Origin of the sequence: Rhodococcus maanshanensis NBRC 100610 (assembly GCF_001894865.1) — a bacterium.
Classification (GTDB): domain Bacteria; phylum Actinomycetota; class Actinomycetes; order Mycobacteriales; family Mycobacteriaceae; genus Rhodococcus_G; species Rhodococcus_G maanshanensis.
This window is the reverse complement of the sequence record NZ_BCXA01000003.1, coordinates 197,107-199,707: the sequence shown is the minus strand read 5'-3', so window position 1 is coordinate 199,707 and position 2,601 is coordinate 197,107. Positions and strand designations below refer to the sequence as shown.

3 protein-coding genes are annotated in these 2,601 nt (G+C 68.1%); 1 reads left to right on the top strand and 2 read right to left on the bottom strand.

Annotation, left to right across the window (positions count from 1 at the left end):
• Positions 1 to 94 precede the first annotated feature (94 nt).
• A complete protein-coding gene (locus RM1_RS02400) occupies positions 95 to 700 on the top strand; it encodes a hypothetical protein (RefSeq protein WP_245815943.1) in 606 nt (201 codons plus the stop codon).
• Positions 701 to 724: 24 nt separating this feature from the next.
• On the opposite strand, the gene RM1_RS02395 is transcribed toward RM1_RS02400, so the two are convergent.
• Together RM1_RS02395 and RM1_RS02390 are read right to left on the bottom strand one after the other, a co-directional pair.
• Positions 725 to 1,723 (bottom strand): AurF N-oxygenase family protein, encoded by a 999-nt coding sequence (locus tag RM1_RS02395; protein WP_245815941.1) that lies wholly within the window; start codon positions 1,721 to 1,723, stop codon positions 725 to 727.
• Positions 1,720 to 2,595, bottom strand: a complete 876-nt coding sequence (locus RM1_RS02390; protein WP_083576488.1) for a prephenate dehydrogenase/arogenate dehydrogenase family protein — start codon at positions 2,593 to 2,595, stop codon at positions 1,720 to 1,722. Before RM1_RS02390 ends, RM1_RS02395 begins: the two co-directional genes overlap by 4 nt.
• Positions 2,596 to 2,601: the final 6 nt, after the last annotated feature.

The window sequence follows — 2,601 nt, the reverse complement described above, 5'->3', positions numbered from 1 at the left end:
TCGTCACGGTCGCCGGGTCGCCGACCACCGTCCGTTCCGTGGGCTGTCCCACGAGAGAGGAACGAGCGAGGTGCAACAAAGGGAGCGAAACCGTGTGCGACGTATCGGCAGTCGCGCACCTATCGTCACGCTCTCGATCGTCCTGTCAGGAGTCGTGCTGGCATCAGGCTGCGGACAGCAACCCACGCAGCCCGGTGCCGAATCGCACGACCACGTCACGACATCCGGGACGAACCAATTGCCCCAGGAGGCTCTGGTCACGTTGGACGTCGTACAGAACCACTTCCCGGAGATGGCCAGACAGAACACGCCGACCGAAAACCCTGATGCTGCCGGCACACCCGAGGCGACGAGAATGGCGATCTACGAAGGGGACGGCGGCAGGAAGGTGACCATTTCAGCAGATCGATATCCCAGCTCCGACTCGGCCTCGACTGCATTCGAGCAAGCGATCGACAAAAGTGAAGCCGTCCAGGGTTTCGTAGCGCTGCCTGCACCGGTCGATATCGGTGACAGGGCATTCGCAGGCATCGTCAGTCAGGGCGATGACACGCACATCGGATACGGCGCGCTCACCGGCGAGTTCGTTGTCGGAGTGACCTCGGCCGGCTACCCGGCCACCACCGAGAACACTGCAAAACTCATCGATCTCACTCGCGCGGCCGTCGAGAGAGCCGAAGCAGCACAGGGTCACAGCTGACGTGCTCGTTCTCGTTCACACCTGTCACCACGCAGGGCGGACGTCCTTCGCGATGCCCAGGTGCTCGCACAGCCGCCGAATCGCACTGCAGTCCTGAACCATCGGCTTGCGGTCGCTGTCCGCCGTGACGTCCGCGATGATAGTGCCCGCACCGGTGACCTCTTCCCGTTCGAGGATGGACCGCCAGGTGGTCATATCGCTCCCGGTGAACGCGTCCACCCCGTCACGCAGACCCTCGAGCAGGGTGTGCCGGTCGTCCGCGTCGAGGCCGTCGTACACCATCGTCACCAGATCGCCGGTGATGGAGGAGTGACAGAGCTCGTCGCGGCGGTGCAGCGCCACGGTCGCCCGGTTCACGGGCTGCACCTCCTCGTCCTCGGTCATCAGAGCCAGGTAGGCGCTGATCGACGTCTCGGCGACCGTGGTGAAGGCGAGGGTCGTCAGCGCGGCGGCCCGCGGATCGGTGTGGCCCACGGCAGCCGCGTGGTGGCGCCGGACCGTCTGGGCGGTGGGCAGGGCGTCCTCGCGCAACGGCCAACCCCGGTGCCTGCGCGTCGCGGCGCTGGCATTGAGGTGCATCAGGGTGTGGTACTCCTCGTCGACCATCGACTGCAGCGCCGCCGCGCGGTGGCGATCGCCGAGCCCGGTGCCGAACGCGTCGCGGGAGAGCAACTGGAAACCCGGGTTCACCACGAACTGCTCGATGTCCATCACGTTCTTGTTGTAGGCGATCCATCCCCAGGCCCGCAGCCGGTCCTTTTTCGTCTCGTCCAGGCAGCGGTACAGGTCGTGCTCGCGGAAGGGGAGCAGTTCCTCGGGGAAGTCGGCCTTGGCCGGATCGAAGAAGTCGTCGAGCTCGGGTTCGACCCGCCGCACCGTCGCCCGGCGCGGCCAGCTCCTGACCAGGCTGCAGATCACCGCGCTCTCGACCGGATTCGACTCGTCGCACTCGGGCAGGGACGGCGGCGACAGCAGGCCCTCGAACCCGAACACCCCGCCGTACGTTTCGAATGGACCTGTCACGACTCGATCACCTCCGATCGCACCGATACCTCCTCGGATGCCAGGCCGTGGAAGATCTCCGCGCACAGCTCGCCGTACTGGCGGGTGCGGTCGCCGAGAGGACGACGCGAGGCGGACACCAGCGCATCGAAATCGGCCTCGGTGCCGTGCTCGACCACAGCCGACAACCGGGTCACCGCCGCCGCCAGGGCGTCGCGTGCCCTGCCCGCCAACGGATTCCCGGCCTGGACATCCCGGTACACCGCCGGGTTCCCGACCCCGATCCGGGCCAGCAGAGCCAGCGCCACCGTGTGCGGTGGGGTCGCGGTGGCGGACAGTTCCTCGCTCGTCACATCGAGCTCGGCAAGCGCAAGGCCGAAGGCCAATACCGCGGCGTGCGTGAGCGCCTGCGTCGCCGCCACGATCCGATCGTGCTGTTCCGGTGCGAGCCGGACGATCTCGGCCCCCCATCCGGACAGCGACGCGAGGAACCCGTCGACCTGATGACCCCGGCGATAGGTGACCGCGGCCACCGGCCGGCCCCCCATACCCAGGTCCGGCGCGAACATCGGGTTGACCCCGACGGCCGGAAGCCCCGGCGCTGAGTCCGTGAGCGCGCGCGCGAACCGCGTCTTGACCGACAGCGTGTCGACGAGCAGGGTGCCGGGGGAGATGAGCACGGGGATATCGGGGGCGGCGGCCAGCGCGACCGACTCCGGCACGGCCAGCACCACGAGGTCGGCAGAGCGCAGCGCCTCGAGGAGTTCCCCGGTCGGGGCCGTCAGGTCCGCAGCCATGGCATCCGCGTCGGTGATGGTGTCTGTGCGCGCCGCACAGCGGGGATCGACCACCAGGACCCGGGCCCCGTCGCCGCGCAGCAACGCCACCAGCATCGCGCC